Origin of the sequence: Mucilaginibacter ginsenosidivorans, assembly GCF_007971025.1 — a bacterium.
In the GTDB taxonomy this organism is placed as follows: domain Bacteria; phylum Bacteroidota; class Bacteroidia; order Sphingobacteriales; family Sphingobacteriaceae; genus Mucilaginibacter; species Mucilaginibacter ginsenosidivorans.
In genome coordinates, this window is record NZ_CP042436.1 from 2,926,294 (window position 1) to 2,951,101 (window position 24,808).

Annotated in this window: 26 protein-coding genes and 2 tRNA genes; 16 read left to right on the plus strand and 12 right to left on the minus strand. The window is 46.1% G+C overall.

Annotation, left to right across the window (positions count from 1 at the left end; genetic code table 11):
* Nucleotides 1-15 precede the first annotated feature (15 nt).
* Entirely contained in the window at nt 16-957 is a 942-nt protein-coding gene (queG, locus tag FRZ54_RS13375; RefSeq protein WP_147032101.1) for a tRNA epoxyqueuosine(34) reductase QueG, read from the minus strand.
* Nucleotides 958-1,235: 278 nt separating this feature from the next.
* Here queG and FRZ54_RS13380 point away from each other — a divergent pair, with 278 nt between their 5' ends.
* Together FRZ54_RS13380 and FRZ54_RS13385 are read left to right on the plus strand one after the other, a co-directional pair.
* The gene (locus FRZ54_RS13380) at nt 1,236-1,700 is read left to right on the plus strand and encodes a SpoIIAA family protein (RefSeq protein ID WP_147032102.1); all 465 of its coding nucleotides are present in this window, start codon (nt 1,236-1,238) and stop codon (nt 1,698-1,700) included.
* A 4-nt stretch (nt 1,701-1,704) separates the two neighbouring features.
* On the plus strand, nt 1,705-1,938 hold the full coding sequence (locus FRZ54_RS13385; RefSeq protein ID WP_147032103.1) for a hypothetical protein: 234 nt from the start codon (nt 1,705-1,707) through the stop codon (nt 1,936-1,938).
* Between the two features lie 3 nt (nt 1,939-1,941).
* Here the strand turns inward: FRZ54_RS13385 and FRZ54_RS13390 are convergent, their stop codons facing one another.
* Complete coding sequence (locus tag FRZ54_RS13390; protein WP_147032104.1) at nt 1,942-2,433, minus strand: nuclear transport factor 2 family protein; 492 nt, start codon at nt 2,431-2,433, stop codon at nt 1,942-1,944.
* A gap of 159 nt (nt 2,434-2,592) precedes the next feature.
* On the opposite strand from FRZ54_RS13390, the gene FRZ54_RS13395 reads away from it, so the two are divergent.
* Nucleotides 2,593-2,994, plus strand: coding sequence for a pentapeptide repeat-containing protein (locus FRZ54_RS13395; RefSeq protein ID WP_147032105.1), 402 nt, complete (start codon nt 2,593-2,595; stop codon nt 2,992-2,994).
* 167 nt (nt 2,995-3,161) lie between these two features.
* Here FRZ54_RS13395 and FRZ54_RS13400 read toward each other — a convergent pair whose 3' ends face one another.
* Complete coding sequence (locus tag FRZ54_RS13400; RefSeq protein ID WP_147032106.1) at nt 3,162-3,941, minus strand: polysaccharide deacetylase family protein; 780 nt, start codon at nt 3,939-3,941, stop codon at nt 3,162-3,164.
* Nucleotides 3,942-4,046: 105 nt separating this feature from the next.
* On the opposite strand from FRZ54_RS13400, the gene FRZ54_RS13405 reads away from it, so the two are divergent.
* Entirely contained in the window at nt 4,047-5,150 is a 1,104-nt protein-coding gene (locus FRZ54_RS13405; RefSeq protein WP_187359626.1) for a permease, read from the plus strand.
* 1 nt (nt 5,151) lies between these two features.
* On the opposite strand, the gene FRZ54_RS13410 is transcribed toward FRZ54_RS13405, so the two are convergent.
* From FRZ54_RS13410 to ruvB, 3 genes are all read right to left on the minus strand, one after another.
* Nucleotides 5,152-6,231: a Gfo/Idh/MocA family protein gene (locus FRZ54_RS13410; protein WP_147032108.1), complete on the minus strand. Its 1,080-nt coding sequence runs from the start codon at nt 6,229-6,231 to the stop codon at nt 5,152-5,154.
* Nucleotides 6,221-8,497 (minus strand): GH92 family glycosyl hydrolase, encoded by a 2,277-nt coding sequence (locus FRZ54_RS13415; protein ID WP_147032109.1) that lies wholly within the window; start codon nt 8,495-8,497, stop codon nt 6,221-6,223. The genes FRZ54_RS13410 and FRZ54_RS13415 overlap by 11 nt, the downstream gene beginning before the upstream one ends.
* A 204-nt stretch (nt 8,498-8,701) precedes the next feature.
* Nucleotides 8,702-9,724 (minus strand): Holliday junction branch migration DNA helicase RuvB, encoded by a 1,023-nt coding sequence (gene ruvB / locus FRZ54_RS13420; RefSeq protein ID WP_147032110.1) that lies wholly within the window; start codon nt 9,722-9,724, stop codon nt 8,702-8,704.
* Nucleotides 9,725-9,859: 135 nt separating this feature from the next.
* Here ruvB and FRZ54_RS13425 point away from each other — a divergent pair, with 135 nt between their 5' ends.
* On the plus strand, nt 9,860-10,297 hold the full coding sequence (locus FRZ54_RS13425; RefSeq protein ID WP_147032111.1) for a GyrI-like domain-containing protein: 438 nt from the start codon (nt 9,860-9,862) through the stop codon (nt 10,295-10,297).
* 36 nt (nt 10,298-10,333) lie between these two features.
* Here the strand turns inward: FRZ54_RS13425 and FRZ54_RS13430 are convergent, their stop codons facing one another.
* The 4 genes from FRZ54_RS13430 to FRZ54_RS13445 all read right to left on the minus strand — a co-directional run bounded on the left by FRZ54_RS13430 (nt 10,334) and on the right by FRZ54_RS13445 (nt 14,919).
* On the minus strand, nt 10,334-11,065 hold the full coding sequence (locus tag FRZ54_RS13430) for a polyprenol monophosphomannose synthase (protein ID WP_147032112.1): 732 nt from the start codon (nt 11,063-11,065) through the stop codon (nt 10,334-10,336).
* A gap of 102 nt (nt 11,066-11,167) precedes the next feature.
* Nucleotides 11,168-12,652, minus strand: coding sequence for a POT-type proton-dependent oligopeptide transporter (locus tag FRZ54_RS13435; RefSeq protein WP_147032113.1), 1,485 nt, complete (start codon nt 12,650-12,652; stop codon nt 11,168-11,170).
* A 168-nt stretch (nt 12,653-12,820) separates the two neighbouring features.
* The gene (locus FRZ54_RS13440) at nt 12,821-13,732 is read right to left on the minus strand and encodes a hypothetical protein (RefSeq protein ID WP_147032114.1); all 912 of its coding nucleotides are present in this window, start codon (nt 13,730-13,732) and stop codon (nt 12,821-12,823) included.
* A gap of 8 nt (nt 13,733-13,740) precedes the next feature.
* Entirely contained in the window at nt 13,741-14,919 is a 1,179-nt protein-coding gene (locus tag FRZ54_RS13445; RefSeq protein ID WP_147032115.1) for an acetyl-CoA C-acyltransferase, read from the minus strand.
* Nucleotides 14,920-15,150: 231 nt separating this feature from the next.
* Here FRZ54_RS13445 and FRZ54_RS13450 point away from each other — a divergent pair, with 231 nt between their 5' ends.
* Nucleotides 15,151-17,217, plus strand: coding sequence for an HD family phosphohydrolase (locus tag FRZ54_RS13450; RefSeq protein WP_147032116.1), 2,067 nt, complete (start codon nt 15,151-15,153; stop codon nt 17,215-17,217).
* A gap of 56 nt (nt 17,218-17,273) precedes the next feature.
* Here FRZ54_RS13450 and FRZ54_RS13455 read toward each other — a convergent pair.
* A tRNA-Ser gene (locus FRZ54_RS13455) sits at nt 17,274-17,360 on the minus strand.
* Between the two features lie 139 nt (nt 17,361-17,499).
* Here FRZ54_RS13455 and FRZ54_RS13460 point away from each other — a divergent pair.
* Nucleotides 17,500-18,249 (plus strand): PLDc N-terminal domain-containing protein, encoded by a 750-nt coding sequence (locus FRZ54_RS13460; RefSeq protein ID WP_147032117.1) that lies wholly within the window; start codon nt 17,500-17,502, stop codon nt 18,247-18,249.
* 24 nt (nt 18,250-18,273) lie between these two features.
* Here FRZ54_RS13460 and FRZ54_RS13465 read toward each other — a convergent pair whose 3' ends face one another.
* Nucleotides 18,274-19,143 (minus strand): universal stress protein, encoded by an 870-nt coding sequence (locus tag FRZ54_RS13465; protein WP_147032118.1) that lies wholly within the window; start codon nt 19,141-19,143, stop codon nt 18,274-18,276.
* Between the two features lie 140 nt (nt 19,144-19,283).
* Here FRZ54_RS13465 and FRZ54_RS13470 point away from each other — a divergent pair, with 140 nt between their 5' ends.
* From FRZ54_RS13470 to FRZ54_RS13510, 9 genes are all read left to right on the plus strand, one after another.
* Entirely contained in the window at nt 19,284-21,809 is a 2,526-nt protein-coding gene (locus FRZ54_RS13470) for a cation-translocating P-type ATPase (protein ID WP_147032119.1), read from the plus strand.
* Nucleotides 21,810-21,819: 10 nt separating this feature from the next.
* The gene (locus tag FRZ54_RS13475; RefSeq protein WP_147032120.1) at nt 21,820-22,431 is read left to right on the plus strand and encodes a Crp/Fnr family transcriptional regulator; all 612 of its coding nucleotides are present in this window, start codon (nt 21,820-21,822) and stop codon (nt 22,429-22,431) included.
* A gap of 67 nt (nt 22,432-22,498) precedes the next feature.
* Nucleotides 22,499-22,714: a YgaP family membrane protein gene (locus FRZ54_RS13480; protein WP_147032121.1), complete on the plus strand. Its 216-nt coding sequence runs from the start codon at nt 22,499-22,501 to the stop codon at nt 22,712-22,714.
* A gap of 140 nt (nt 22,715-22,854) precedes the next feature.
* Nucleotides 22,855-23,139: a rhodanese-like domain-containing protein gene (locus tag FRZ54_RS13485; protein WP_147032122.1), complete on the plus strand. Its 285-nt coding sequence runs from the start codon at nt 22,855-22,857 to the stop codon at nt 23,137-23,139.
* Nucleotide 23,140: 1 nt separating this feature from the next.
* Nucleotides 23,141-23,311 (plus strand): rhodanese-like domain-containing protein, encoded by a 171-nt coding sequence (locus FRZ54_RS24730; protein WP_228462481.1) that lies wholly within the window; start codon nt 23,141-23,143, stop codon nt 23,309-23,311.
* A gap of 137 nt (nt 23,312-23,448) precedes the next feature.
* Nucleotides 23,449-23,697 carry a hypothetical protein gene (locus FRZ54_RS13495; protein WP_147032123.1) on the plus strand — a complete coding sequence of 83 codons (249 nt, stop codon included), beginning with the start codon at nt 23,449-23,451 and terminating at the stop codon, nt 23,695-23,697.
* A gap of 6 nt (nt 23,698-23,703) precedes the next feature.
* Entirely contained in the window at nt 23,704-24,003 is a 300-nt protein-coding gene (trxA, locus tag FRZ54_RS13500; RefSeq protein ID WP_147032124.1) for a thioredoxin, read from the plus strand.
* A gap of 11 nt (nt 24,004-24,014) precedes the next feature.
* Nucleotides 24,015-24,467 (plus strand): OsmC family protein, encoded by a 453-nt coding sequence (locus tag FRZ54_RS13505; RefSeq protein ID WP_147032125.1) that lies wholly within the window; start codon nt 24,015-24,017, stop codon nt 24,465-24,467.
* 151 nt (nt 24,468-24,618) lie between these two features.
* Nucleotides 24,619-24,692 (plus strand) — tRNA-Pro (locus FRZ54_RS13510).
* The last annotated feature ends 116 nt before the right edge of the window (nt 24,693-24,808 follow it).

Here is a 24,808-nt window from a genome sequence, read left to right on the forward strand (position 1 = left end):
TCACTGATTAACTAATCACAAATCACTATTTCCCAAAAATTCAATATTCCTCTTCAGCCCCGAATATTTCGTCCTTTTTACAGGCGAGTTTTTAAATACTTTCTGAAAGATGTCTTCGGTAATATCTTCCCAATCGCCTTTGTTCATCCCAAGCAGATCCTCTTTGGGCTGAAAGGAGCGCTCGTGGTTCAACACCGAAAAACGGTTCCATGGACATACATCCTGGCATACGTCGCAGCCGAACATCCAGTTATCCATTTTACCTTTAAATTCGCCCGGTATCTCGTTTTTTAGTTCGATGGTCAGGTACGATATACACCGGCTGCCGTCAACCACGTAAGGCGCAACAATAGCTTCCGTAGGGCAGGCGTCGATACAGCGGGTACAAGTGCCGCAATGGTCGGCGGTGGCGGGTACATCATATTCGAGCTCGATGTCTACTATCAGCTCTGCCAGGAAAAAGAACGAACCTTTTTTTGTATTGATCAGGTTGGTGTTCTTACCTATCCAGCCCAGAGCTGCCTTTTTGGCCCAGGCCTTATCCAATACCGGCGCCGAATCAACAAAGGCACGGCCATGTACTTCACCTATCTTTTCGTTTATGATCTCGAGCAATTGTTTCAGTTTGGCCTTGATCACCTGGTGATAATCGTCACCATACGCGTATTTAGATATTTTTGGCGCAGCTGGATCAAACTGGCTTTGATTGGTATAGTAATTTAACCCCAATGAAATGACCGACTTTGCTCCATCAACCAATAAGCGTGGATCCAGCCGTTTATCAAAGTGGTTTTCCATGTACTGCATCTCGCCTTGCATGCCCTTTTTTAGCCAGGCTTCAAGGCGGGGCGCCTCTTCCTCCAGGAAATCAGCCTTAGCGATACCGCAAAACATAAAGCCAAGGTTTTTGGCCTCCTTTTTTATGAGTTTGCTGTATGCTGTCAGGTGTTGCTGCATCAGCGCAAAGATACAATAACCCGGCGGAACGGCATGCGGCAGCGTAAATGCTGAATTTAATGGAAAACAGAATCGGGTTATTACCGTTGTATAAATATAAAGTAAGTTCGCGATAAGCTTCTTATTAACCTCACCTGGTTCCTCTCCGACGAAAGAAGACTTTGACTGGCAAAAACAATGTGTTTTCCCTTTTTAAGCGCCTATGTTCCGGAGAAAGGTTGGGATGAGGTGACGTTATAGCTTATCCCGGACCCGCATTCATATAAATACGAAAGATTATGTTAAAATTCATTAATGATTTACCAGCCGATGTAGTTGGAGTTTATGCTTCCGGCGAGGTAAATAAAGAAGATTATGAGAGAGTGCTTATTCCCCGTATGGAAGAATTGGCAAAAAAACAGGGCGAGATCAGTTACCTGCTGGTGCTGGAAACGGACGTGCAAAATTTTTCGGCCGCTGCGTGGTGGCAGGATTTTAAGCTTGGCCTGAAAAATTTTGGCAAATGGAAAAAAATAGCCGTCGTAACCGATCAGAAGGGCGTGGAATGGTTCACCGATTTTTTTGAACATTTTATTCCCGGCGAGTCGAGGGGCTACAAACTAAGCGAATTAAATGACGCCATAGATTGGGTATCGCACGACGAGGAACCCGAGCCTGCCGAAATATCATCCGATGAGGTTAAAGAGAATGTTGCAGGAAGGTCGTCTAATAAAGGGCAGGGACCGGCAGGGGAAAATCTGTAAAGCTATGGAAAATACGGCAGTAAATAACCCGAAAGACGGACAGGTAACGAACAGGGACGACTCGGTAACCAATAAGGACGGCGACAACTACCTGGAAAGAGGCGCGCGGCGAACAGATGAGCCTAAAAAGGGGGATGTACAGGTGCCGACGGCAACGCCGGACAATAATAGCGGCGACCCGGGGCCGCCGGCCGAAAGCGAAAGAAACAAAGATGAGGCACCCGGGGCAGATAAGTGACGATCAATGCTGATCAAAGAAACCTACCTGCTTTAAAAAGGCTACCTGGTCGAAATAAACGGTTTCTTTAGCAATTTTGTCGCCCTTCAGTTCGAATATAGCACAGGCTTTAAGCAAATACTTTTTGCCCTTCATATACTCCGGTTCGCCACCTTCGGGGTTCGACAGGGTACCTGTCCAGGTGTACTCGACGATTACTTTATCGCCGGCGTCGATGGTGTTCGTAACGGTATAGGCCAGGTCCGGTGTCGATTTGAAATATCGCCCATAAGTTTCTTTGAGGCTCTCTTCGCCAGCTTTGGCACCCTCCCAATTGGGGGAGAATACCTGGGCGTCGGCAGTATATCCCGCGGCAATGACTTTTACATCGTGGCTGTTCAGCGCTTTAAAGTGACCTTCGATAACGTTTTGCGATTGCGCAATAACGTTAAGTGTTAATAACGTCAACGTTATAATGGCGCTGCCGAAAATATATACCCTGTTTTTTATTTGCATAATTAAATGTACATACACACAGCCATTTAGATAAAGCGTTATTTTAAAAATCACCCCTTAGGGGTGAGGTCGTTTGTCGCAAATACACCTCATCAATGTCTTTCCCGGCCACCTGTTTTGTAATTTACTATAGCGAAATTTGATCTAAAATTAATAGTAATGGATAAGATCGAAATCAAAGAAGACTGCAAAGTAGTCGACGCCCGGAACGCTATGCTCAACGGCTCCTATTTTAACGATGTAGCCATGACGAACGTCAAGATCATCAATGCCAATTTGAGCGATCTGGAAATAGAAGGCGCGCAATTAGGCGGAGCATTTATTCATAACATCGGCGGTCCCCTGGAAGGTCACCCGGCATATGACCCCAATTTTAAGCAGCGCCCTGTACGCTTTGAAGATTGCAATCTAAATAACAGCACCTTTACCGATTGCAACCTCGCAGGTGTTTTAATCACCGATTGCAACCTTAAAGGTGTTTCAATCACCGATTGCAACATCAGTGGGTTAATTATTAATGGGGTAAATATCGAAGAGCTTTTGAAAGCATATCGTAAATAAAAAACCATGTCATTTCGACAAGGAACGAGGAGAAATCTTATACAAACGACGTTCGGATAGTGTATAAGATTTTTTCGCTCGCATAGTCCAGCCGCAAGCCCGCTAAACAGAAAGTTCTCGCTATCGTTCGAAATGACAAAGCAGGCTTCCCTTTAGGGGCCGGGGGCTTAAAAACTATGCCTGATACTATTGCTCAGGTTTTTTACTGTCCAGTAACCGCTGTCAAGTATACGGCGAACGGTCATTAACGGGTCATTCGCATCGCGCTTGTCGGCCAGTTGGAAAGCCAGTTTAAACCCGCGTTTGTGCAATTGGGGCAGGTTCTGTTCGCTCCACACACCAAACGGGTAAGCAAAATATTTAACCGGTTTGCCGGTAATTTCCTCTAACTTTTTAGTAGGCTTATCTAATTGAATTTCCCAATCCTTCGCCGTTGATAATTTCTTAAAGTTGCTATGGTTCCAGGTGTGGCTCGCTATCACGTTGCCTTCGTCCGATAACTGCTTGATCTGCGCCGAGCTCATGTAATGCTTAACTTTCCCGATAGAAACAGTCATGATAAAAAACACACCTTTAAACCCGTATTTTTTCATTTCCGGGCGGGCTATTTCAAACTGGTCGAGGTCGGTATCGTCAAAAGTAAGCATAATGGGCTTGCTGGGCAGCGCCGTGCCTTTGGTCAGGTAATCATACAACTGATCGGGTAATATAGTATGGTATCCGCTGTCGGCCAGCATTTTCAGGTGAGCCTTGAAAGCAGCCGGTGGAATGATATAGTCCTTGTCAACTTTAGAATCCTTTGGCCGCCAGTCGCGTATTTGGTGGTAGCATAATATCGGCACCTGTTTGCGTGCCATTATTGCGGCTTTATTTTCCTGTGCAGATGAAGTAAAAACTGATGTTAACAGTAAGGCTGATCCTAAGATAGCTGAGGTTATTTTTGACATAATAAAGGGGTAATTTTATAAGCGCGAAATTAGAATAAATACCTGTTTTATAAACGATAATTATCAACAATTAAACAGAAATAACGTTGATCTATTATGTGGCTCATGGTAAAAAACATCTTTACCGAATTATTTTACATGATATGGGAGATCTATTGGGGCCTGGCGCTGGGCTTTATTTTGTCTTCGCTAGTAAGGGCATTTATCTCGACGGAAACCATCAGTTCCCGACTCGGAAAAAACAATTTAAAGGCTATTGCGCTATCAACTTTTTTTGGGGCGATCTCGTCGTCTTGTTCCTACGCAGCGGCCTCCATGGCGCGTACGCTTAAACTGAAAGGCTCCACGTGGCCCAATGCGGTAACCTTTATGGCTGCAAGCACCAACCTGGTGTTCGAAATATTCATCGTTATCGTCACCCTGCTTGGCTGGGCATTTTTTGGTGCCGAAGTAGCGGGCGGCTTATTATTTATCATCATTTCGGCATCGCTTATTGCATGGTTTTACCCCAAAAAGGTAAAGGACGACGGCGACAAGCATCTTGAACATACCGGGCATGCGCCCGGCGGACACGAACATGATCACGGTGCTCATCACCATCACACCGGTAATTCGTTTGGGAAGAAACTCGCCACAGCCAGCGGGCATTTTTATATGGATGTAATGATGGTCGGGAAGGATATTCTTATCGGCGTTGTTATTGCATCTGTATTGATGGCGGTTGTGCCGCTCACTTTTTGGAACACGCTCTTTTTAACCAATAATCATGGCTTGCCGCATTTTGTGGTATTGCTTTGGAATATACTTATGGGCGTGTTTATTGCTATTATCAGTTTTGTTTGTTCGGTAGGGAACCTGGTAATAGCAACGGTGTTCTGGCACGGCGGAATATCCTTTGGCGGCGTGGTAGCCTATATCCTTGCCGACCTGGTGACGATACCTATGCTGGCTGTGTACCGCCGCTATTACGGTACCAAAACTATGCTGGCGCTGCTGCTGTTCCTGGCAGTTAGCATTATTATTGCAAGTTTGCTGGTCGACGTGAGCTTCGATGTAATGGGCTGGATACCCAAACATCCCAAAACCGGCTTTATGGCCATGCACGATGCTATTAAACTGAATTACGAAACAATTCTGAACATCATCTTTATTCCCGCCTCCATTATTTATTTCTTTTGGGGGCGGAAACAAAGTAATATGAGCATGTAGCTTACAGCACGATCTTCCGGCCTTCTTTTGCCGAGCGTTTTGCCGCATCCAGTATCTCCATCACGATCATGTTATATTTCAGCGAGGCCTGGTCGTCAGTGCCCGGTATTTTGTGCTGAAGTACCGCTGCCAAATAAACTAATGGATCATTGATCGGCTCGGGCAGCGGCGGCGCTTTTATCGAGCTTCTCCTGTTCTCGCGCATGCGGATATCTATATCAGTCCCATTAAGCGAATGCAGATAACCGTGTTCGCCAAAAATTTCCATATCCTTTATCCCGAACGGCCAGTTCCACGAGGCCTCTATTTGTCCCGACGCGCCCTTGTATTCAACCAATATTGTTGCGTCATCATCTACTTTGGGATAAACATCAGGTTTATATTGATGGGTGATAGCGGTAACCGCTATAGGTTTTTGCCCGTGCATCAGCCAGGTCATCAGGTCGGCGCCATAACAGCCAAAGTCATTCAGGGCACCCGCGCCGTTCAATACCGGGTCGGTTAGCCAGGCCAGAAACTCTTTGCTGCAGCCTATCTCTTTCGGTCCTTGGTGACCATCGTGAACCACCATTTTTTTGATCGGGCCGATACTATCAGCCGCAATTTCATCATAAATGTATTTGCCCGATGCGTACCAGGTAGTTTCGTAATTGGTAAGCACCAGCGTATGGTATTTATTGGCCAGTTCTTCCATACGTTTGGCTTGTGCCAGCGTAGCTGCCAGGGGCTTTTCCACCATAACGGCCAGGCACAAAGGCGCGCATACTTCCACAATATCAACGTGGTTGGCAACAGCATTATAGCCCAGCACAGCATCCGGTTTCTTGCCCTTTAACATGGTTTTCAGGTCATCATAAAATACTGACGGCGGCAAATTGAACTGCTTGCCATATTTGGCCCAAAGCTCATGATTGGGTTCGGCAATGCCGATGATATCCACCTGCCCGTTTTTGTAGGCATTCATGATGTTCCAGATATGATCGTGGTTTAAGCCGGCCACGCATACCTTCAATTTTTGTGCTGTTGCCATGCTGATGCAACAAACCACCGTGCCAATAGTGGCGATAATTTTATTTTTCATTGGATAACGAATAAGGAAAATCACTGTCTTTTATACCGCGTTGCTTGTTCGGTGCAGCCGACATCTCAAAATTAAGTACCGCTCCCTGCATTAAGGTTTTATGATCCAAATAATTCAGGTCGTAAGGTTTGCCATTATAGGTCAAGGTGTTCACATATTTATTCGCAGCGCTGTTCTTTGGCGCATTGATGATAACTTTCCTGCCATTTTCCAGCGTCAGCGTTACCTTGTTGAACAGTGGCGCGCCTAACACATATTGCCCTGCCGCGGGGCAAACCGGGTAAAAGCCCATCGCCGAAAACACATACCAGGCCGATGTTTGCCCGTTGTCCTCGTCGCCGCAATAGCCGTCGGGCGTGGCTTTATATAATTTATTCATGGTTTCGCGAGCCCAGTATTGGGTTTTCCAGGGCTCGCCGGCGTAATTGTACAGGTATATCATGTGCTGTATCGGCTGGTTACCATGCGCATACTGACCCATGCCGGCTATCTGCATTTCGCGTATCTCGTGTATCACTTCGCCATAATAGCTGTCATCAAAAATGGGAGGGAGGGAGAAAACAGAGTCGAGCTTAGCTACGAATTTCTTTTTGCCACCCATCAGGTTTTCAAGGCCCTGGATATCGTGAAACACACCCCAAGTATAGTGCCAGCTGTTGCCCTCGGTAAAGGCATCACCCCATTTAAAAGGGTTGAAAGGCGTTTCGAAAGTGCCGTCCTGGTTTTTGCCCCGCATCAAACCGGTAGCTGGGTCGAACAAATTCTTATAATTCATGCTGCGTTTTTTGTAAACCTCTATCTCGTCCTTTGGCTTGCCCAGGGCTTTGCCCAATTGATAGATGGCAAAATCGTCATAAGCATATTCCAGCGTCCGCGCTGCGTTTTCGTTTATTTTTACATCATAAGGTACGTAGCCCAGCTTGTTGTAATATTCAACGCCTTTGCGGCCGGTAGCACGCGGCCCGTCGTTATTGGCGCCATGTATCAGCGCTTTGTACAGGGTTTCGATATCGTAGCCGCGCAGGCCCTTCAGGTAAGCTTCCGCCACTACCGATGCCGAATTATTGCCCACCATCACATCTGAATACCCCGGGCTCGACCATTCGGGCAGCCAGCCGCCCTCTTTGTAATCGTTGATCAATCCTTCCTGCATTTCTTTATTGATAGATGGATAAACCAAATTCAGAAATGGATATAAGGCCCTGAACGTGTCCCAAAAGCCCGTGCCGGCAAACATGTAGCCCGGTTCGGTTTTGCCGGTGTAGGGGCTGTAATGAATACGGTTACCATTCGCATCTATCTCGTACAACTTGTTCGGGAAGAAAAGCATACGGTAAAGGCAGGAGTAGAAGGTTCGTTTCTGGTCAATTGTGCCGCCTTCAACGGTAAGCCTGCTAAGTGTCTTGTTCCAAACATCTTTTGCTTTTTGCTCGGTAACATCAAAACTGTCTTTGCCCTGCTCGCGCTGCAGGTTTAACTCCGCCTGCTCTATACTTACGAACGAGGACGCCACGCGCATGTGCACTTTTTCGCCTTTAGCCGTTTTAAAGCCGATAACTGCACTGGCATGTTTGGCATGCAATTCAAGCGAGTCGGTCATGGTGCTGTCGCTGTAGGTATGATAGATGCTGATCGGTTTATCCACGTAGATAACGAAGAAGTTCTTAAAATTCTTCAGCGGTCCGCGGGCGAACTTGGTTGAGTAACCCACGATCTTTCTTTCCGACGGAATTACTTTAACATACGAACCTCTGTCAAAAGCATCGATCACAATAAATGAGCTATCATTTTTCGGGAAGGTAAACCTGAACTGTGCCGAACGTTCGGTAGGGGTGATCTCGGTCGTTACGTCATGGTCGGCGAGGTAAACGCTGTAATAATAAGGTTTCACGATCTCGGTTTTATGCGAGAACCAGCTTTGGCGACCGTTTTGGGTAACTTTCAGGTGCCCGGTCTCGGGCATAATGGCAAACTGCCCGTAATCGTTCATCCACGGCGATGGCTGGTGTGTTTGCTTAAAGCCGTTTATCTTGTGGGCATCATAGGTGTACTGCCAGCCGTCGCCCATTTTACCGGTTTCGGGGGTCCAAAAATTCATACCCCAGGGCAAAGCGATAACAGGGTATGTATTACCGTTCGACAAGTCGTATTTCGAATCCGTACCCATTAACGGGTTCACGTATTCGGCCAGGTCGGCACTCTTTTTTGTTTGCGAAAAGGAAAAAAAAGGAATGAGGGTTAACAGTAACAGAAGTGGTTTTTTCATAGGTATATAAAGCAAATAATTAAAAAATCATCGCGCCAGGGATAGGAGTGGATACCGGCCTGCGCCCAACGCCTGCAGGCGTATGAACGTATAGCCCGATCCGACGAAGGAGGAGGCGCCCAAAAAAGATATAATTGATCTTTTATCCCCGGCAGCTCGTTCCGCAGAAAAAACTACACCTCTCCATCTTTATTATTAAATCAACTAAAACAACGTCGGACTACCGCCCGTTCTCAACTTACCCAGATGCTTATAAGCATTATCCGTAGCCTCGCGGCCGCGCGCCGTGCGCATCAAAAAGCCTTCCTGTATCAAAAATGGTTCGTAAACCTCCTCAATGGTGCCTTCATCCTCGCCAACTGCGGTTGCAATGGTTTTTAAACCCACCGGGCCGCCTTTAAATTTATCAATAATGGTCAGCAATATTTTGTTGTCCATTTCGTCCAGACCGTGCTGGTCCACGTTCAGTGCGTTCAGCGCATAATTAGCTATATCGGTATCGATGTTTCCATCACCTTTTATCTGGGCAAAATCGCGTGTGCGGCGCAGCAGCGCATTGGCAATACGCGGTGTACCGCGACTGCGGCGGGCAATCTCGAACGCACCTTCGTCGCTTATCGGTGTTTTCAGTATCGAAGCTGAGCGAAGCACGATGGTAGTCAGCAATTTCGCGTCATAATATTCCAGTCTTGAATTGATGCCGAAACGCGCCCGTAACGGTGCCGTCAACAAGCCCGAACGGGTGGTGGCGCCCACAAGCGTAAACGGATTTAGCGATAACTGGACCGATCGCGCATTAGGGCCGGTCTCCAGCATAATGTCGATCTTGAAATCCTCCATGGCCGAGTAAAGGTATTCCTCAACCAAAGGGCTCAGGCGGTGTATCTCGTCGATAAAAAGAATGTCGCCGGGTTCAAGATTGGTCAGCAGCCCTGCCAGATCGCCGGGTTTGTCCAGCACCGGGCCCGAGGTTATTTTGATGCCCACGCCCATTTCGTTCGCGATGATATGCGATAGGGTGGTTTTGCCCAATCCTGGTGGGCCATGAAGCAGCACATGATCGAGCGCCTCGCCGCGCTGGCGTGCAGCCTGCACAAAAACCCGCAGGTTGGCCAGTATTTTATGCTGGCCCGTAAAATCCTCAAATGCCTGTGGACGAAGTACTTTTTCGATATCACGCTCGGCAGATGAGAGGCGTTCAGGAGCAGGATCCAGGTTCTCGTTCATTGCGAACGAAATTAGTATTTATTTTATTAGTCCGAAAGTCCGCAAGCCGGAAAGTCCGTAAGAATATTGTTTCAATACGTTTCTTAATATCAAATTGCTAAATTTAACTCAACCCGGAATGTAACCCTTTAAATTATGATCGTAGAAATAGTAACTAAAGATTTCAACCTCACGCTTTATGGCTTTTCCGGCACAGCGGTAAACAAAAACTATGGTGATACAGGGTTCAAATTAATGAACAAAATGTGGGAGACCATACGGACGAAGAATTTGAAGCATAAAGGCATGAATGTTTGGGTGTACGGCCCCAACGAGGAGGTGTTTGCAGGAGTAGAATTTGACCCCGCTATGCAAGAAAACACCGGCCTGGAGGTTAAACAAATAAGTTTGTCAAAATATGCTTATTACAAACATATAGGCCCTTACAGCGGATTAGCCTATGCTTATGCTAAAATGAGGGCATATTTAGCTGAAAATAACTTAAAAGCAGTTTCTCCGGGATTGGAAATTTACGGGCACTGGAGCCAGGATGAGTCCAAATTGGAAACGGAAATATTGATGTGTTTGGGTTAGTGATCAGTTAACCTGTGAACCTCTAATCACCTATCTCTACCCTTCAGGATATTTTCTAAACATCGCATTTATCCTCATGTGGAGGACGCCGAATACGGCCTCGCGGAAGATACTGGTCGACATTTTGGATGTGCCCTCGGTGCGGTCGGTGAAGATGATGGGTACTTCAGTTATTTTAAAACCATGTTTGATGGTCGTATATTTCATTTCGATCTGGAAAGCATATCCGACAAACTTTACTTTATCTAACTCAATAGTTTCCAAAACTTTGCGTTTGTAGCACATAAAGCCTGCCGTCCAGTCGCGGATATTGATACCGGTAATAAAGCGGACGTAAACTGATGCAAAATAACTCATCAACACCCGGCTCATGGGCCAGTTAACCACGTTGACGCCTTTGATATATCTTGAACCTACTGCCGCATCTGCACCCTCTTCGCAGGCTTCGCGGAGTTTGCGCAAATCCTCAGGGTTATGCGAAAAATCGGCATCCATCTCGAAGATATAATCGTATTTCCGCTCTATCGCCCAGCGGAAACCGTGTATGTAGGCCGTGCCCAGGCCTTGCTTCCCGGCGCGTTCCTCCAGGAAAAGCTTTTCGGGAAATTCCTGCTGCAGCTCTTTAACAATAATGGGTGTGCCGTCAGGCGACCCGTCGTCGATCACGAGCACGTGAAATTCGTGACGAAGCGAAAATACCTTGCGGATGATCCGTTCGATATTCTCTATCTCGTTATAGGTAGGTATAATAACTATGCTGTCGGGCACGGCAGAAACAAGTTTAAAATATAAGCTGGCAAAAATAGCGTATTAGCTAATCGTTTGAAAATTATAACAGCGATTTCGGGCTTATATTATCAAAATCATAAATTACTCAATAGTGGCTATTGCCTCGTTTTTGTCGACTTCCGGGTCGTCTATATAATTGCGTAATTTCATACGTGGTGAAACGAACAGGAACGCAACGACGAACACCGCGATCATACCTACAAAGCACCAATAAAAGTTGGCGCCCCGCATGTAAGGCGCTAAAAATCCTTTTTCAGAAATGTTTTCGTTTATCAGGCCGGTGATCACATTACCGAGCGCCACAACCATTAAAAATATAGCCGTCATGGTGCTTTTCATTGATTTTGGCGAATGTGTGTAGGCATACTCCAGGCCGGTGATAGAAACCAAAACTTCGGCTGCCGAAAGTAAGATATAAGCGAATACCTGCCACCAAAGCGTTGGATGGCCGCCATGGTCTATATTGGTTTGTATCATTGCGATAACAACAAAAGAAAGCGCCGTTAGTACCAGGCCCGCACCAAACCTTCTGAGCAGGGTTGTTTTCAATCCCATCTTATCCAGCCTGGGATAGATCCAGTAATTGAATATGGGTATGAATATCAACAAAAAGATGGCGTTGGTTATTTGTATCTGGCCTGGGATAAATTCGTATTTAAAAAAGCCAAAATTAATTACGCGGTCCATCTTATTTGATTGCAACACCCATTCGGAAAGGTTTTGGTCCCATACGATCCAATAGGCCAGCGTGAAGAAAAATACACCCATTACACGCCAAACAGCCTTAATACCCTCTACTTTTTCCGGGTCAAATGCCCCTTTTGCAACATCCAGCAATGATTGGCCCTTTTGTTTTTTCCTCATATTGAAAAGAGCGTATACTGATATGAATACAAAGTTGTTTTTGTTTATACCTGCCGGCGGTACCCGTACATACATTTTGCGGCCCGAAAAGAATATGATGGTAGCCAAAGCCATTAAAGTGCCCGGAATGCCAAATGCTATTCTCGGCCCTAAATTCTTATACGCCCATGGTATAAGAGCGAAAGATACCATGGAACCTGCATTGATACTAAAATAGAACCAGCCATAAACCTTTGACATCAGGTCCTGGTTATTTTTATCAAACTGATCGCCTACATTGGCCGTTGTGCATGATTTTATGCCGCCCGCGCCGGTTGCTATCAGCACCAGGCCCGTTGTAAACAACGGTAGGTTGGTGGTAAACGAAGAAGTAAATAGATTGCCAAGGCAATACACAATAGACAGCCATAAAATGACTTTGTATTTTCCAAAAAACCAATCGGCCATTATCCCACCCAAAAGGGGCATGAAGTAAGAAAGCGCCACAAAAAAGTGCGTGCTTGCATTGGCGTGCGCTTCGGCAGTTTGGGTAAGGGCCGGATCTAACGTCGGATTATAAAACTGCGCTACTAAAAAGGTTACAAGGATAGAGCGTAAGCCGTAGTAGCTAAATCGTTCTGCAGCTTCGTTGCCAATAATATAAGGCACTGCTTTGGGGAATCGAGATTTGGTTTTAGCAACCGCGATGGGGGTTTCTTGCATAGTTAATTTCTTGAGAAAATTTGACTAATGTACTATTATTCCCGTAAATCAGAATTTTATACCGGAATTATTACAGTTAAGCTTATTTATGTTTTGTGGTATAGTTGATTGAGTTCGGTCAGGTTAACTGGTTGATCAGTTTGCCAGGCAATTTAATCACCCATTCAATTAATTTCCACTCGTCGCCTTGTCTATTTCCCGCTGCTTCCGTGGGTCGATATATTCCCCGTCATGGCTATTTGGTTTGTTCCGCATGTCCAGGTTATCCACATATTCCCAGCGGCCATCCTTAAAGCGGTATCCGTCGTAGCTCAGGTCGGGGCCGTAAACATCAAAGCGGCCCGTCATTTTTTTATCCGGCGGCACCAGGTGGTCAAATACGATCAGATGCTCGTCAGGTATGTAGTTCAGCAACATCGACGCCTGCCGGGTGTATTCAAAAACAACACGTTTGCGCACTTTGCCGTTCCCATCGAATACCGAATGCCCGAATACGGGTTTGTCATTCCTGAACGTGATAACGTCAATCACTTTCTTGTTTGTTTTTACTGTGTTACCCTTCCAGCCCAGCAACACATAGTAAGGGTATTTTTCGGCATACACCGGGATTATCTGGTAATAGACAGCGCCCAGCCATTTGGTATTGTCAGTTACTGTATCTTCCGCGTTTTTTATATAGGGTGTATAATCGTTCAGCGGGAACATGACCAACTTTTCGCCGGTATTCATTTGCACCGTGCCGTAATAGCGGAAACTGCCGTCGTCATACTGCAGGCACCAGGTAAATATCCTGAAACGGTTATCAGGCGCATTAAGCACGCGCACCGCCTTCAGCGAGTCGAAGTTGAAATTAAAGGAATGGGGTATTTTAAGCGCTTTTACCAGGGTTTTGATCAATTCGACATTGGCATTCTGGCGCTCCATTTCGGTATCATTATTCACCAGTTGTTTGCTAATGGCTACCAGGCTGTCCTGGTATCGCATCAATTGTCTTACATTTCCGCTGTCATCCGCATGCTGGGCGCGGGCCAATAATGGCAGCATCCCGGCTGCGAGAAAAAAAGTAAACAGTTTTTTCATTAATCAAATTAACGCAAATTTTCGATAACCATTGCGCTGGCGCCGCCTCCGCCGTTACAAATACCGGCAGCGCCGTATTTGCCCCTGTTTTGTTGCAATACGTGTAGCAAAGTTACGATGATGCGCGCTCCGGAAGCACCAAGGGGATGCCCCAGTGAAACCGCGCCACCATTAACGTTCACTTTGGCCGGGTCCAGGCTCAATTGCTGGTTATTGGCAATGGAAACCACAGAGAACGCCTCATTGATCTCGAAGTAATCTATTTGTTCCGAAGAAAGGTTAGCCCGGTACAGTGCAAGAGGGATCGCCTTCGACGGCGCCGTGGTGAACCACTCGGGCGCTTGCTGCGCATCTGCAAAGGAAACGATCCTTGCCAATGGTTTTATGCCCATTTCACCAGCTCTTTCTTTGCTCATCAATACCAGCGCGGCGGCGCCATCATTAAGAGTGGATGCATTAGCTGCCGTTACTGTCCCGTCTTTTTTGAACACCGGCTTCAATGAAGGTATTTTCTCGAATTTGACCGCCTTGGGTTCTTCGTCCTCGGTAAATAACATGACATCACCCTTTTTATCTTTTAACTCTACGGGCGTTATCTCGTCCTTAAATTTTCCATCGGCTTGCGATTTTTGTGCCCTTTGGTACGATTCAATAGCAAAAGCATCCTGGTCCCCGCGGCTGATATGGCACTCAGTCGCGCATAACTCGGCAGCCGAACCCATGTGGTAGTCGTTATACACATCCCATAAACCATCTTTTATCAGGCCGTCAATGATCTGCCCGTTACCGAGCCGATACCCGTTGCGGGCCTTATCCAGGTAATAGGGTGTATTGCTCATGCTTTCCATGCCACCTGCAACCACGATATCGTTCTGACCGGTCGAAATGCTTTGTGCAGCAAGCATGATCGCTTTCATGCCCGAGGCACACACCTTATTTACCGTTGTGGCCGGTAAATAGGGAAGACCCGCAAATATGGCCGCCTGGGTAGCCGGTGCCTGCCCAACATTGGCCGAAAGCACATTGCCCATATAAACTTCTTGTATTTGCCCCGGTTGGAGTCCTGCTTTTTCTACTGCCGACTTGATAGCGATGGCGCCAAGCTGGGTGGCCGTCAGGGGCGACAAGGCCCCGCCAAAACTGCCTATAGGCGTACGGGTTGCCGAAACGATATATACTTCTTTCATGAACACAATAATAATTGGTGCCGCAAAGTTAAATTATTTGCCGGAAGGAAATGCTATGCATGCATAATATTTGACGTTTGATTGAATGACTGATTGAGTTAAATGACAGCAGATAAAATGATCCTTACTATCCCGTCAATAGGCGGGGTTGAGGCGGATTTGATCAACCCAATCCAAGTTAATCAACCCAACCCAACGAAATTATCTTATTTTTGATTGTTAATAAAATAAATGGCTACGCTTACTACCTCACGCCAGAAGGCTTTTTTGCGAAAATATTCCAACTACCTCAGGTACCTGATGATAGTGGCAAGTATCTGTGTCATCGTTTTTACGCTGCCGAAGCAAGCCAAATTCAGGTATGAGTATGACCGGGGCAGGATATGGGCACAAAAGGATTTGGTATCGCCATATAGTTTCGCAATACTGAAAACCCAGGCGGAGATAGATAGCGACAGGCAGGCGGCGCTGCGCAGTGTTACGCCTATATACCAGTTGGATGATGATGTGGCTACACAGGCGCTGGAGGGTTATAAAAATGATTTCGACATTAAGTGGCACGATGCCGGGCTGAAGGAACAGCAAAAGCAGAGTTATTTTAACGCGGGCGAGCAGTTGCTAAAAAATATATACAGTAAGGGGCTGCTCTCCTTAAATGCAAAGTACCAGCAGAATCAGCAAAATTATGCCATAACCGTACTTGATAAAAATGTAGCCACCGATAAAAATACGGCCGATATGTTTACCAAGGACAAAGCAGTGGCTTATTGCGACCAGGAATTGTCCAAACGTAAAAACCTTGATAAAACTTTTGTGCTGGACCTGGTACAAAACCGTTTACAAAACAACCTGAGGTACGATGATAAGCTGACCACCAGGCTCGAAAAAGAAGTGCTTGAAGGCCTGTCGCTTACCCGCGGGATGGTCCAAAAAGGAGAGGTTATTGTCCAAAAAGGATCGGTCGTTAACGATGTGGTTTTTCAAAAGCTTGAATCGTATAAAAAAGCATTTGAGGATAACGCCCGGGTAAACGGCGACCACAGGCTGGTGCTGGTGGGCCAGTTGCTGCTGGTTTCTATCGTCATCACGCTGCTTATGGTGTTCCTGTACCTGTTTCGCAAGGATATTTATCTTGATAACCGCCTTGTCGGCCTTATTTTGCTGGTGGTTACGTCTATGCTGGCGTCCCTGTCGTTTGCTATCAGGCTACAGTTGCCAAACCTGTATTACATACCTTATTGCATTGTCCCTATTATAATCCGCATACTGTTCGATACCCGCCTGGCACTTAACATCCATGTGCTGGTGATACTGGTTGCCGGTTTTTTTGTGCCGAACAGTTTCGAATTCGCCTATTTCGAAATAACCGCCGGCATGGTTTCCATTTACAGCATTAAAAACCTCATCCGCCGCGAACAGTTCCTGGTATCGGCGCTTATCATCACTTCAGGTTATTTTGTTGCTTTTTTAGGGATATCGTTTATCCGCGAAGGTACGCTTATGGGTATCGATTGGCTCGATTTTGTGCCTTTTGCTGTAAGTGTACTGCTAACATTGCTCGCTTACCCGCTTATCTATGCGTTCGAAAAAGTGTTTGGCATCACTTCCGATATTACACTTATCGAAATGACCAATACCAATTCGCCGTTGCTGCGTGAACTGGCTTTTGCCGCGCCGGGTACTTTCCAGCATTCGCTCCAGGTGGCCAACCTGGCCGAAAATGCCATTTTCAGGATCGGCGGCAATGCTTTGCTGGTTCGGGCCGGGGCGCTTTATCATGATATCGGCAAACTGGAGAATCCATTGTTCTTTGTCGAGAACCAAAGCTCAGGCTTCAATCCGCACGATAAGCTGCCGTATGAGGAAAGTGCTCAAATCATCATCAGGCACGTAAGTACCGGGGTGGAAATGGCGCGCAAAGCTAACCTGCCCGAAATTGTGATCGACTTTATCCGTACACACCATGGCAACACGCGGGTCGACTATTTTTACCAGTCGTTCCTGAAGAACTTCCCAGAGAAGTTTGTTAACGAAAATATTTTCCGCTATCCCGGCCCAATTCCGTTTTCGAAGGAGCAGGGCGTATTGATGCTCGCCGATTCGGTGGAGGCCGCTTCCCGTTCGCTACGCGAACCCGACCAGAGATCTATCAGCGACCTGGTGGACCGCATCGTTAAATACAAACTCAACCAGGATCAGCTGAAAGACAGTGACATTACGCTGAAGGACATCGAAACCATTAAAGAAATATTCAAGCGCATGCTGATGAGTATTTACCATGTGAGGATTGATTATTGATCGGAGGGGATCAATAATAAAAATGCCCAGCATTCGCCAGGCATTAATCTTCTCAGCGGTGAGGGAGGGATTCGAACCCTCGGTACAGTTTCCCGTACGTCAGTTTAGCAAACTGATCCTTTCGGCCTCTCAGGCACCTCACCTTTATTATTAATACAACCCCGTTTTTGGGGACTGCAAATATAGTAATTCAGCTAAGCTGGCAAAAAATTTTTTCGTTATTCGCTACCTGTTACGAAATCCAAGACGATTTTCTATTTTTGACTAACTTATCACCATGTTATGCTTCCGTTTGGCAATAATTATTTGTATTATATCGAAATAGGCCTGCAGGTTATCTGCGCCATACATTCTGTACGGCGAGGTACGCAGGGCAAATGGCTTTGGATCATTATATTTTTGCCATTGGTAGGTTCCCTCATTTATATTTTCTCAGAAATGCGCCCGGGCAGAAATCTTACTACGCCCAAAATAGACATTGGAATGGTTATCAACCCGTCGGCAAACCTGAAAAAGCTGGAAGATAATCTTAAATTTACTGACACTTTTGATAATAAAATAAAACTCGCCGATGCATACCTGGCCGCCGGTCAAACGGAGAGGGCTATCGAATTGTACGAAAAGAGTCTTACCGGTGCATTTGCTGAAAATGAGCATGGAATAGCGCAGCTGGCAACTGCCTATTTTCAAAACGAACGCTATCCCGATACCATCAGCACCTTAAAAAAGATATACAATACACACCAGTTCGCCCGGTCGCACGTACATGTCCTTTACGCCAGGGCACTCGAACTAACCGGGAATACAGAAGCTGCCGAGCATGAGTTCAAATTGATGAAGGGCCGCTATTCCAATTTTGAACAGCGTTACGAGTACGGATTGTTTTTGGAAAGGGCAGATAGAATTGAGGACGCTTACGCCATTTTTGAGCAAATGCTGGACGAAGCACCGCATCTGAGCAGCATTGAACGAAAGAGCAATCGCGTTTGGCTGTCTAAGGCTAAGGAAGAAATGAAACGAATAACGGTTTAAGACACATCATCGATCATTTCATAACTATAATAACTCATCCATCATCCTTGACGGAAAAATCATCAGCGGTATTTTCTGGTTTAACAGCGCCTTTCTTGTAGTGCTTTCGCGAAGTAGATCCATCAGGAATGATTCCTGGTGATGTACCATCGCCAGCATCCCGGCGCCTGTCTCGTCTATAAAGCGGTTGAGCCTGGTTACGATATCTGCACCTCTTATATTTTGATAAGAGACATTTTCGTAACGTATTTTTTTGAACTTGTTGATGAAGGCCAGTTCATCCTCGTCAGGCGCCTCTTTTTTCAATCCCGACACATGAATGATCTCCAGTTTGTAATTAAACAAACCGCCCAGTTTAAGCAGGTATTTAATGGCCACAATGTCATCCGCTTCAAAATCGGTCGCGAATACCACCTTGTTCAACTTTTCAAGGGCGAATTTTGCCGGGATAAAAAGCACGGGCCGCTTAGCCTTTCTGAGCACCGATTTAGTATCGCTTCCGAATAAGATATGATCATGCGAGTTTTTGTCGCGTGCCCCCATCATGATCAGTTCGATATTATTAAGCTTACTTATTTCGGCCACATTGCTGCCAAGATCGCCTTCTTCCGATAAATAGGTTATCGTGGGCATTTCGGGGTCCAAGCTATTTTTCGCCGGAATATTTTGCAGGTTTTCCGCTACCAGGCTAAGATGGTTTTTACTATGACCCTGTTTATGCATAACTTCGTCAACGGCCCACGAGCCGCCTGCATAGGAAGCTATTGTCGGGAATTTGCTGTAACTGTTGAACAGCAGGATATTTGCGTTGAGCTTTTTACCGAATTCAACTGCTAATTCAGATGCCTTTGCGGCATTGTCAGAGAAATCGGTCAGTACGAGTATTTTTTTCATGATCGGTTGTGCATCTGACAGCAAAGAACGGATGAATAGCCAAAGGGATAAATGACCTAAGTCACACAAGTGATTGATATTAAGCACGTATCCTGATTGTTTAGCTGGCTTAATTTGTTTTGATAATCAATAAAGGAAAAATGCAGCAAAAGTCGCTGTCCGCAGTCGCGTCAAATAATTTCGGGATAGCAGGTTTGAGTTCCGGCGAGGTAGCCCGTGCCCGGCAAAAATACGGTGATAACAGGCTTGCTTATCATAAGAGCAATGGGTTTCTGGACGCGTTAAAAGCGTTGGCCGGTGAGCCGATGGTTATTCTTTTGCTTGTCGCATCGGCAATTTATTTGATCAGCGGGAAAACGGGCGACGCTGTTTTCCTGGCTGTCGCTATTGTTTTGGTTTCCGCTATCTCGCTATACCAGGACAAGAAAAGCCGCGATGCGTTGGAAAAGCTGAAAGACTACAATCAGCCTGTTTGCAAAGTTATCAGGGACGGCAGGATAATAGAGATAAATACCGGCGACCTGGTAAAGGGTGACAGCATCGTCGCCGAAGAAGGGACACTGATAGCTGCCGACGGGGTAATTGTGCACTCAAACGACTTTGCAGTAAACGAATCCCTTCTCACGGGCGAGTCGTTGCCCGTTTATAAGGACCGCTCGCAAAGCGACAATTTGATCTACAGGGGGACCACCGTTTTTAGCGGCCTGGCCATTGCCGAGGTAACGGCTATCGGCAATGAAACAAGAATCGGGAAGATCGGCAAAAGCCTCGAATCGATCAAAGAAGAGAAGACCCCGCTCGAGAAACAGATCGGAAACTTTGTGAAAAAAATGGTATTGGCAGGCATTGTCGTTTTTATCATTGTCTGGGGTATCAATTATACACACTCCCGAAACCTGCTCGATAGTTTGTTGAAGGCGCTTACGCTGGCCATGAGCATCCTTCCCGAGGAGATACCCGTCGCGCTAACAACCTTTATGGCTTTGGGTGCCTGGCGGCTGATGAAAATGGGAATAGTGGTGAAACAAATGAAAACCGTGGAAACATTGGGAAGCGCCACGGTTATCTGTGTTGATAAAACAGGCACTATTACCGAAAACAGGATGACCCTGGCAAAACTTTGTGCATGGCCCTCAAAAAAAGTTACTGATCCTGGATCGGGTTTAGGCAGTGATGAGAAAGAACTTGTCAGGACAGCCATGTGGGCGAGCGAACCTATACCGTTCGACCCGATGGAAATAGCGCTTCACGACGCTTACGAGCGGCAGGCAACCGGCGACGAAAGACCCGGATACCGGATGATCCACGAATATCCCCTCGGAGGTAAACCGCCCATGATGACCCACCTGTTTGAAAATGACAAGCATGTCCGGATAATTGCTGCGAAAGGAGCGCCCGAGGCTCTAATGGCGGTGTCAGATCTCACTGCGGCAGAAAAGGAGCAGGTCATGGACATCGTTAAGAAAATGTCGCAGGATGGCTGCCGCGTGCTGGGTGTGGCCGAAACCAGTTTTGAAGGCGACGGTTTCCCGGTTGAGCAGCAGCAATTTCATTTTCAGTTCAGGGGCCTGGTGGCGTTTTACGATCCGCCGAAGAAGAATATAAAGTCGGTTCTTGAAGGTTTTTATACTGCCGGTATCGCCGTAAAGATCATCACAGGCGATAATGCTACCACTACAACGGCAATAGCCAAGGAGATCGGATTTAAAGGCTATGAAAAAAGTATGACAGGTGATGACCTGATGCGACTGCCGGAGGATGAGATAAGGGCAAAGGCGGCCGGGACAAATATTTTCAGCCGCATGTTTCCTGACGCCAAATTGAAAATTATCAACGCGCTGAAGGCAGGCACCGAGATCGTGGCAATGACAGGCGACGGCGTAAACGATGGGCCCGCTTTAAAAGCAGCACACATTGGCATAGCTATGGGAAAAAAGGGGACAGAAATAGCAAAACAGGCGGCCTCACTGATACTGCTGGAAGATGACCTCTCAAAAATGCTGGATGCGGTGGCCATCGGCCGAAAAATATATGCAAACCTCAAAAAGGCTATTCAATATATCATATCCATTCACATACCTATTATCCTAACCGTTTTTATACCATTAGCTCTTGGGTGGGTGTACCCGAATATTTTTTCGCCGGTGCATGTCATTTTCCTGGAACTGATCATGGGCCCCACGTGCTCGATAGCTTATGAGAATGAACCCATGGAGAAGCATATCATGCGGCAAAAGCCACGCCCTTTTGCGTCAACATTCTTTAACTGGAAAGAACTTGCCATAAGTGTAATGCAGGGATTGGCGATAACAGCTGGTACGTTAGCGGTTTACCGTTATTCGGTCTATCAGGGCTTTGGTGAAGCGCATACCCGTTCGATGGTTTTTACTACCCTTATAACTGCCAATGTTATGCTGACGCTGGTTAACCGGTCGTTCTATTATTCGGTTGTTGCAACTTTAAAATACCGGAATGATATGATATTCTATATCATCATTTTAACAATAGCTATAACCGCAACGCTGATCTTTGTAAAAATAGCGGCTAATTTTTTCAGCTTTGAGGCATTAAACCTAAGTGGGTTGTTAATTTGCATTTTCGCCGGATCTTTGTCAGTAATTTGGTACGAGGCCGTCAAATGGAGAAATAGAGTAAAGAGCAGATAATTAAAGAAATATGAATGATCAAATATTTACCGATCCACGACTGCTGGACGATATTAAAAAATTCGCCCGGACGAAAACCGTCAACAGAGACGATGTGCTGATCAATCCCGGCGATAAAATACTGTTTGTACCTATTGTGCAGAAAGGGGTTTTGCGTATCGTAAGGCAGGATTTGGATGGCAAAGAAATATTTCTCTACCACTTGTACCCGGGCCAGACCTGCGCCATGGCTATCAACTGCTGCCAGTCGAACAGGGAAAGCATGGTCAAAGCCATTGCCGAAGACGACTCGGAAGTCCTGCAAATACCCGTAAACATAGTGGAGGACTGGTTTAAATACCCCGAATGGAAAGCTTACATCAATAGCACTTACGGTAGCCGGTTTGCCGAACTGATAGAAGTTATCGACCTGATAGCCTTTCATAACATGGACAAACAGGTATTGCATTATTTGCAGGAGCGCTCGAGAGCTGTCAATTCAAAATTCATCCAGATAACTCACCAGCAAATAGCCGACGAACTGCACACACACCGCGAGGCCATCAGCCGCCTGTTACGAACAATGGAACAAAAGAACATCGTGAAACTTGGCAGGAACACCATCGAACTTTTGCCGGCCTAATGGAACAATTGTTCCCGTGTTTGATTATCAATAGCCATAGATTTGTTTAACATTTAAGGATTGAATCATGAAAAAGAATATGGGTACAACAGATCGGGTATTGCGCTTGCTGGCAGCCGCGGTAATGCTGATATTGTATTTTACGGGCGTCGTTACCGGAACAATCGCTATTATATTGTTGGTATTTACGGCAGTATTTGTTTTGACAAGCTTCGTCGGCTTCTGCCCGTTATACCCACTGCTTGGCATAAATACCTGCAAAAAGACACCGCTTCGAAAATAAATCAAGGCATATATTCCAGATCAGCGAGCCCTGTCAGCTTTGATATGGGCTTTTTTATTTCATTAAATCGGCATTATCCAACAAATGTTCCGGTACGACAACGTACCCTTCCAGAACTTTGTATCATAAAATAAAAGAACATGAATAATATACCAGAATTGATAAAGTCGGGAGCCCTTGTGCTGGATGTGCGAACGCCGGGCGAATATAGCGAGGGGCATTTTAGTGAAAGTATCAATATTCCCTTAAATGAAATACCGGCACGCATTGGCGAGCTTAAGGATGAAAAGGAAATTATTGTTTGCTGCGCATCGGGTATCCGGAGCGGTAAAGCGATAAGTTTCCTGAAACAACACGGCATCAGCTGTTACGACGGCGGCTCGTGGCTTAATTTAAAAAATATGTCAAACCCTAACACACGGTAAAATGATAAACGCAATAAAAAAATTATTTGGCTTCGGCTCAAAAACGGATATGGCGGCACTTATTGCCAATGGTGCGGTGATCATCGATGTACGCTCCCCGGCAGAGTACGCTTCGGGCCACATCAGCAATTCGGTAAACATACCACTGGGTAGCCTGCAAAGCCGCTTGTAAAAATTAAAAAAAGAGGTACCGGTTATTACATGCTGTGCGTCGGGTATGAGAAGCAGGGCGGCCCGGTCGATACTGCAATCAAACGGGTTCATGGTTTACAACGGCGGAAGCTGGAACGATCTGAAGCAATACACGAAATGAACACATTAAAACAAAGAATATTTACCAATTGGAACCTGGTGCGGGTGATACGGCTTGGCCTGGGCGTGTGGCTCCTGGTTATGTCAGTACAGGCAAAGGATATGGCTATGGCTTTTTTTAGCGCATTTTTTGTAGCGACAGCCATCGGTGGTATAGGCTGTTGCGGGGTAAATGGCTGCGCGGTGCCCAATGGCAATGGAACAGCCGGCCCGCCAAACGAAATAGATTACGAAGAAATTAAGTAAAAGGTGATGGAAACGAAAAGTTTTAAAGAGCTGATAGACGGTACTAAAATGGTATTGGTGGATTTTTTCGCCGAATGGTGCGGCCCGTGCAAAATGATGAAACCTATACTGGAGGAATTGAAGAGTGACATGGGTGAAGAAGTTACAATTATTAAAGTGGACGTGGATAAAAACCCTGCCGCGGCAAAGGCATTCAATATTTCGGGGGTGCCGACCCTGGTGCTTTTTAAGGAGGGTAAACCGGTGTGGAGGCAGTCGGGCGTGGTGCCGGCCGGCTATTTGAAACAAGTTATAGGAACACATTAAAAATTAAAGACATGAACACAGAACATAATTATGAAGTAGAGGTAAGCTGGGTGAACAACAGGATCGGGTTATTGCATTCGCCCGAATTGACTGACGGGATAACAGTAGCCACCCCTCCGCAATTCCCGAAAGGGGTGGATAAGATATGGTCGCCCGAGCATCTGTTTACGGCGGCCGTAAATAGTTGCCTGATGACCACCTTTTTGGCGATAGCCGAAAACTCGAAGCTGGACTTTGAAAGTTTTACTTCGAAGGCAGTCGGAAAACTCGAATTAGTTGATAGCAAGTATATAATGAGTGAAGTGACGCTGATGCCGCAGCTAACCATAACCAGGGAAGAAGATAGAGAACGGGCATTACGCATATTGCAAAAATCAGAAGCTGCCTGCCTCATCTCCAACTCTGTTAAGTCAACGATAAAACTTGTCCCGGAGATCATTATAAGCTCGTCAGTTGCTGCCTGACAGGTTCGCGGTGGCGAAGACCGGGCATTCAAAACAAGGGGGTGAAGCGGTGTCTTTAGGCATCTGTAACAAAAATGTGTTCAGCTGATTAAACTATCTTTTTAAAAAATATTTGCAGCAACGTATAAAAATCTTACTTTTGCAGCCCCGACGGGGTGTAGCGTAGCCCGGTATCGCGCCACATTTGGGATGTGGAGGCCGCAGGTTCGAATCCTGCCACCCCGACAAAACCGGTAAAAGTCTTGACGTTAGTCAAGGCTTTTTTTGTTTTCGGAATGTGCTGAATTCAGTTCAGCTAAATGAAGAAAGCAAAAATTGCCGGGAGCGCGATAGTGTAAACG

Bases quoted from the DNA above. Each gene is read 5' to 3' on its own strand.
- FRZ54_RS13505 (WP_147032125.1), top strand. From the start codon at position 24,015: ATGAACACAGAACATAATTATGAAGTAGAGGTAAGCTGGGTGAACAAC.
- FRZ54_RS13380 (WP_147032102.1), top strand. From the start codon at position 1,236: ATGTTAAAATTCATTAATGATTTACCAGCCGATGTAGTTGGAGTTTAT.
- FRZ54_RS13460 (WP_147032117.1), top strand. From the start codon at position 17,500: ATGCTTCCGTTTGGCAATAATTATTTGTATTATATCGAAATAGGCCTG.
- FRZ54_RS13385 (WP_147032103.1), top strand. From the start codon at position 1,705: ATGGAAAATACGGCAGTAAATAACCCGAAAGACGGACAGGTAACGAAC.
- FRZ54_RS13410 (WP_147032108.1), bottom strand. From the start codon at position 6,231: ATGAAAAATAAAATTATCGCCACTATTGGCACGGTGGTTTGTTGCATC.
- trxA (WP_147032124.1), top strand. From the start codon at position 23,704: ATGGAAACGAAAAGTTTTAAAGAGCTGATAGACGGTACTAAAATGGTA.
- FRZ54_RS24730 (WP_228462481.1), top strand. From the start codon at position 23,141: ATGATAAACGCAATAAAAAAATTATTTGGCTTCGGCTCAAAAACGGAT.
- FRZ54_RS13485 (WP_147032122.1), top strand. From the start codon at position 22,855: ATGAATAATATACCAGAATTGATAAAGTCGGGAGCCCTTGTGCTGGAT.
- FRZ54_RS13440 (WP_147032114.1), bottom strand. From the start codon at position 13,732: ATGAAAAAACTGTTTACTTTTTTTCTCGCAGCCGGGATGCTGCCATTA.
- FRZ54_RS13400 (WP_147032106.1), bottom strand. From the start codon at position 3,941: ATGTCAAAAATAACCTCAGCTATCTTAGGATCAGCCTTACTGTTAACA.
- FRZ54_RS13475 (WP_147032120.1), top strand. From the start codon at position 21,820: ATGAATGATCAAATATTTACCGATCCACGACTGCTGGACGATATTAAA.
- FRZ54_RS13390 (WP_147032104.1), bottom strand. From the start codon at position 2,433: ATGCAAATAAAAAACAGGGTATATATTTTCGGCAGCGCCATTATAACG.
- ruvB (WP_147032110.1), bottom strand. From the start codon at position 9,724: ATGAACGAGAACCTGGATCCTGCTCCTGAACGCCTCTCATCTGCCGAG.
- FRZ54_RS13465 (WP_147032118.1), bottom strand. From the start codon at position 19,143: ATGAAAAAAATACTCGTACTGACCGATTTCTCTGACAATGCCGCAAAG.
- FRZ54_RS13480 (WP_147032121.1), top strand. From the start codon at position 22,499: ATGAAAAAGAATATGGGTACAACAGATCGGGTATTGCGCTTGCTGGCA.
- FRZ54_RS13495 (WP_147032123.1), top strand. From the start codon at position 23,449: ATGAACACATTAAAACAAAGAATATTTACCAATTGGAACCTGGTGCGG.
- FRZ54_RS13435 (WP_147032113.1), bottom strand. From the start codon at position 12,652: ATGCAAGAAACCCCCATCGCGGTTGCTAAAACCAAATCTCGATTCCCC.
- queG (WP_147032101.1), bottom strand. From the start codon at position 957: ATGCAGCAACACCTGACAGCATACAGCAAACTCATAAAAAAGGAGGCC.
- FRZ54_RS13470 (WP_147032119.1), top strand. From the start codon at position 19,284: ATGCAGCAAAAGTCGCTGTCCGCAGTCGCGTCAAATAATTTCGGGATA.
- FRZ54_RS13405 (WP_187359626.1), top strand. From the start codon at position 4,047: ATGGTAAAAAACATCTTTACCGAATTATTTTACATGATATGGGAGATC.
- FRZ54_RS13415 (WP_147032109.1), bottom strand. From the start codon at position 8,497: ATGAAAAAACCACTTCTGTTACTGTTAACCCTCATTCCTTTTTTTTCC.
- FRZ54_RS13425 (WP_147032111.1), top strand. From the start codon at position 9,860: ATGATCGTAGAAATAGTAACTAAAGATTTCAACCTCACGCTTTATGGC.
- FRZ54_RS13450 (WP_147032116.1), top strand. From the start codon at position 15,151: ATGGCTACGCTTACTACCTCACGCCAGAAGGCTTTTTTGCGAAAATAT.
- FRZ54_RS13445 (WP_147032115.1), bottom strand. From the start codon at position 14,919: ATGAAAGAAGTATATATCGTTTCGGCAACCCGTACGCCTATAGGCAGT.
- FRZ54_RS13395 (WP_147032105.1), top strand. From the start codon at position 2,593: ATGGATAAGATCGAAATCAAAGAAGACTGCAAAGTAGTCGACGCCCGG.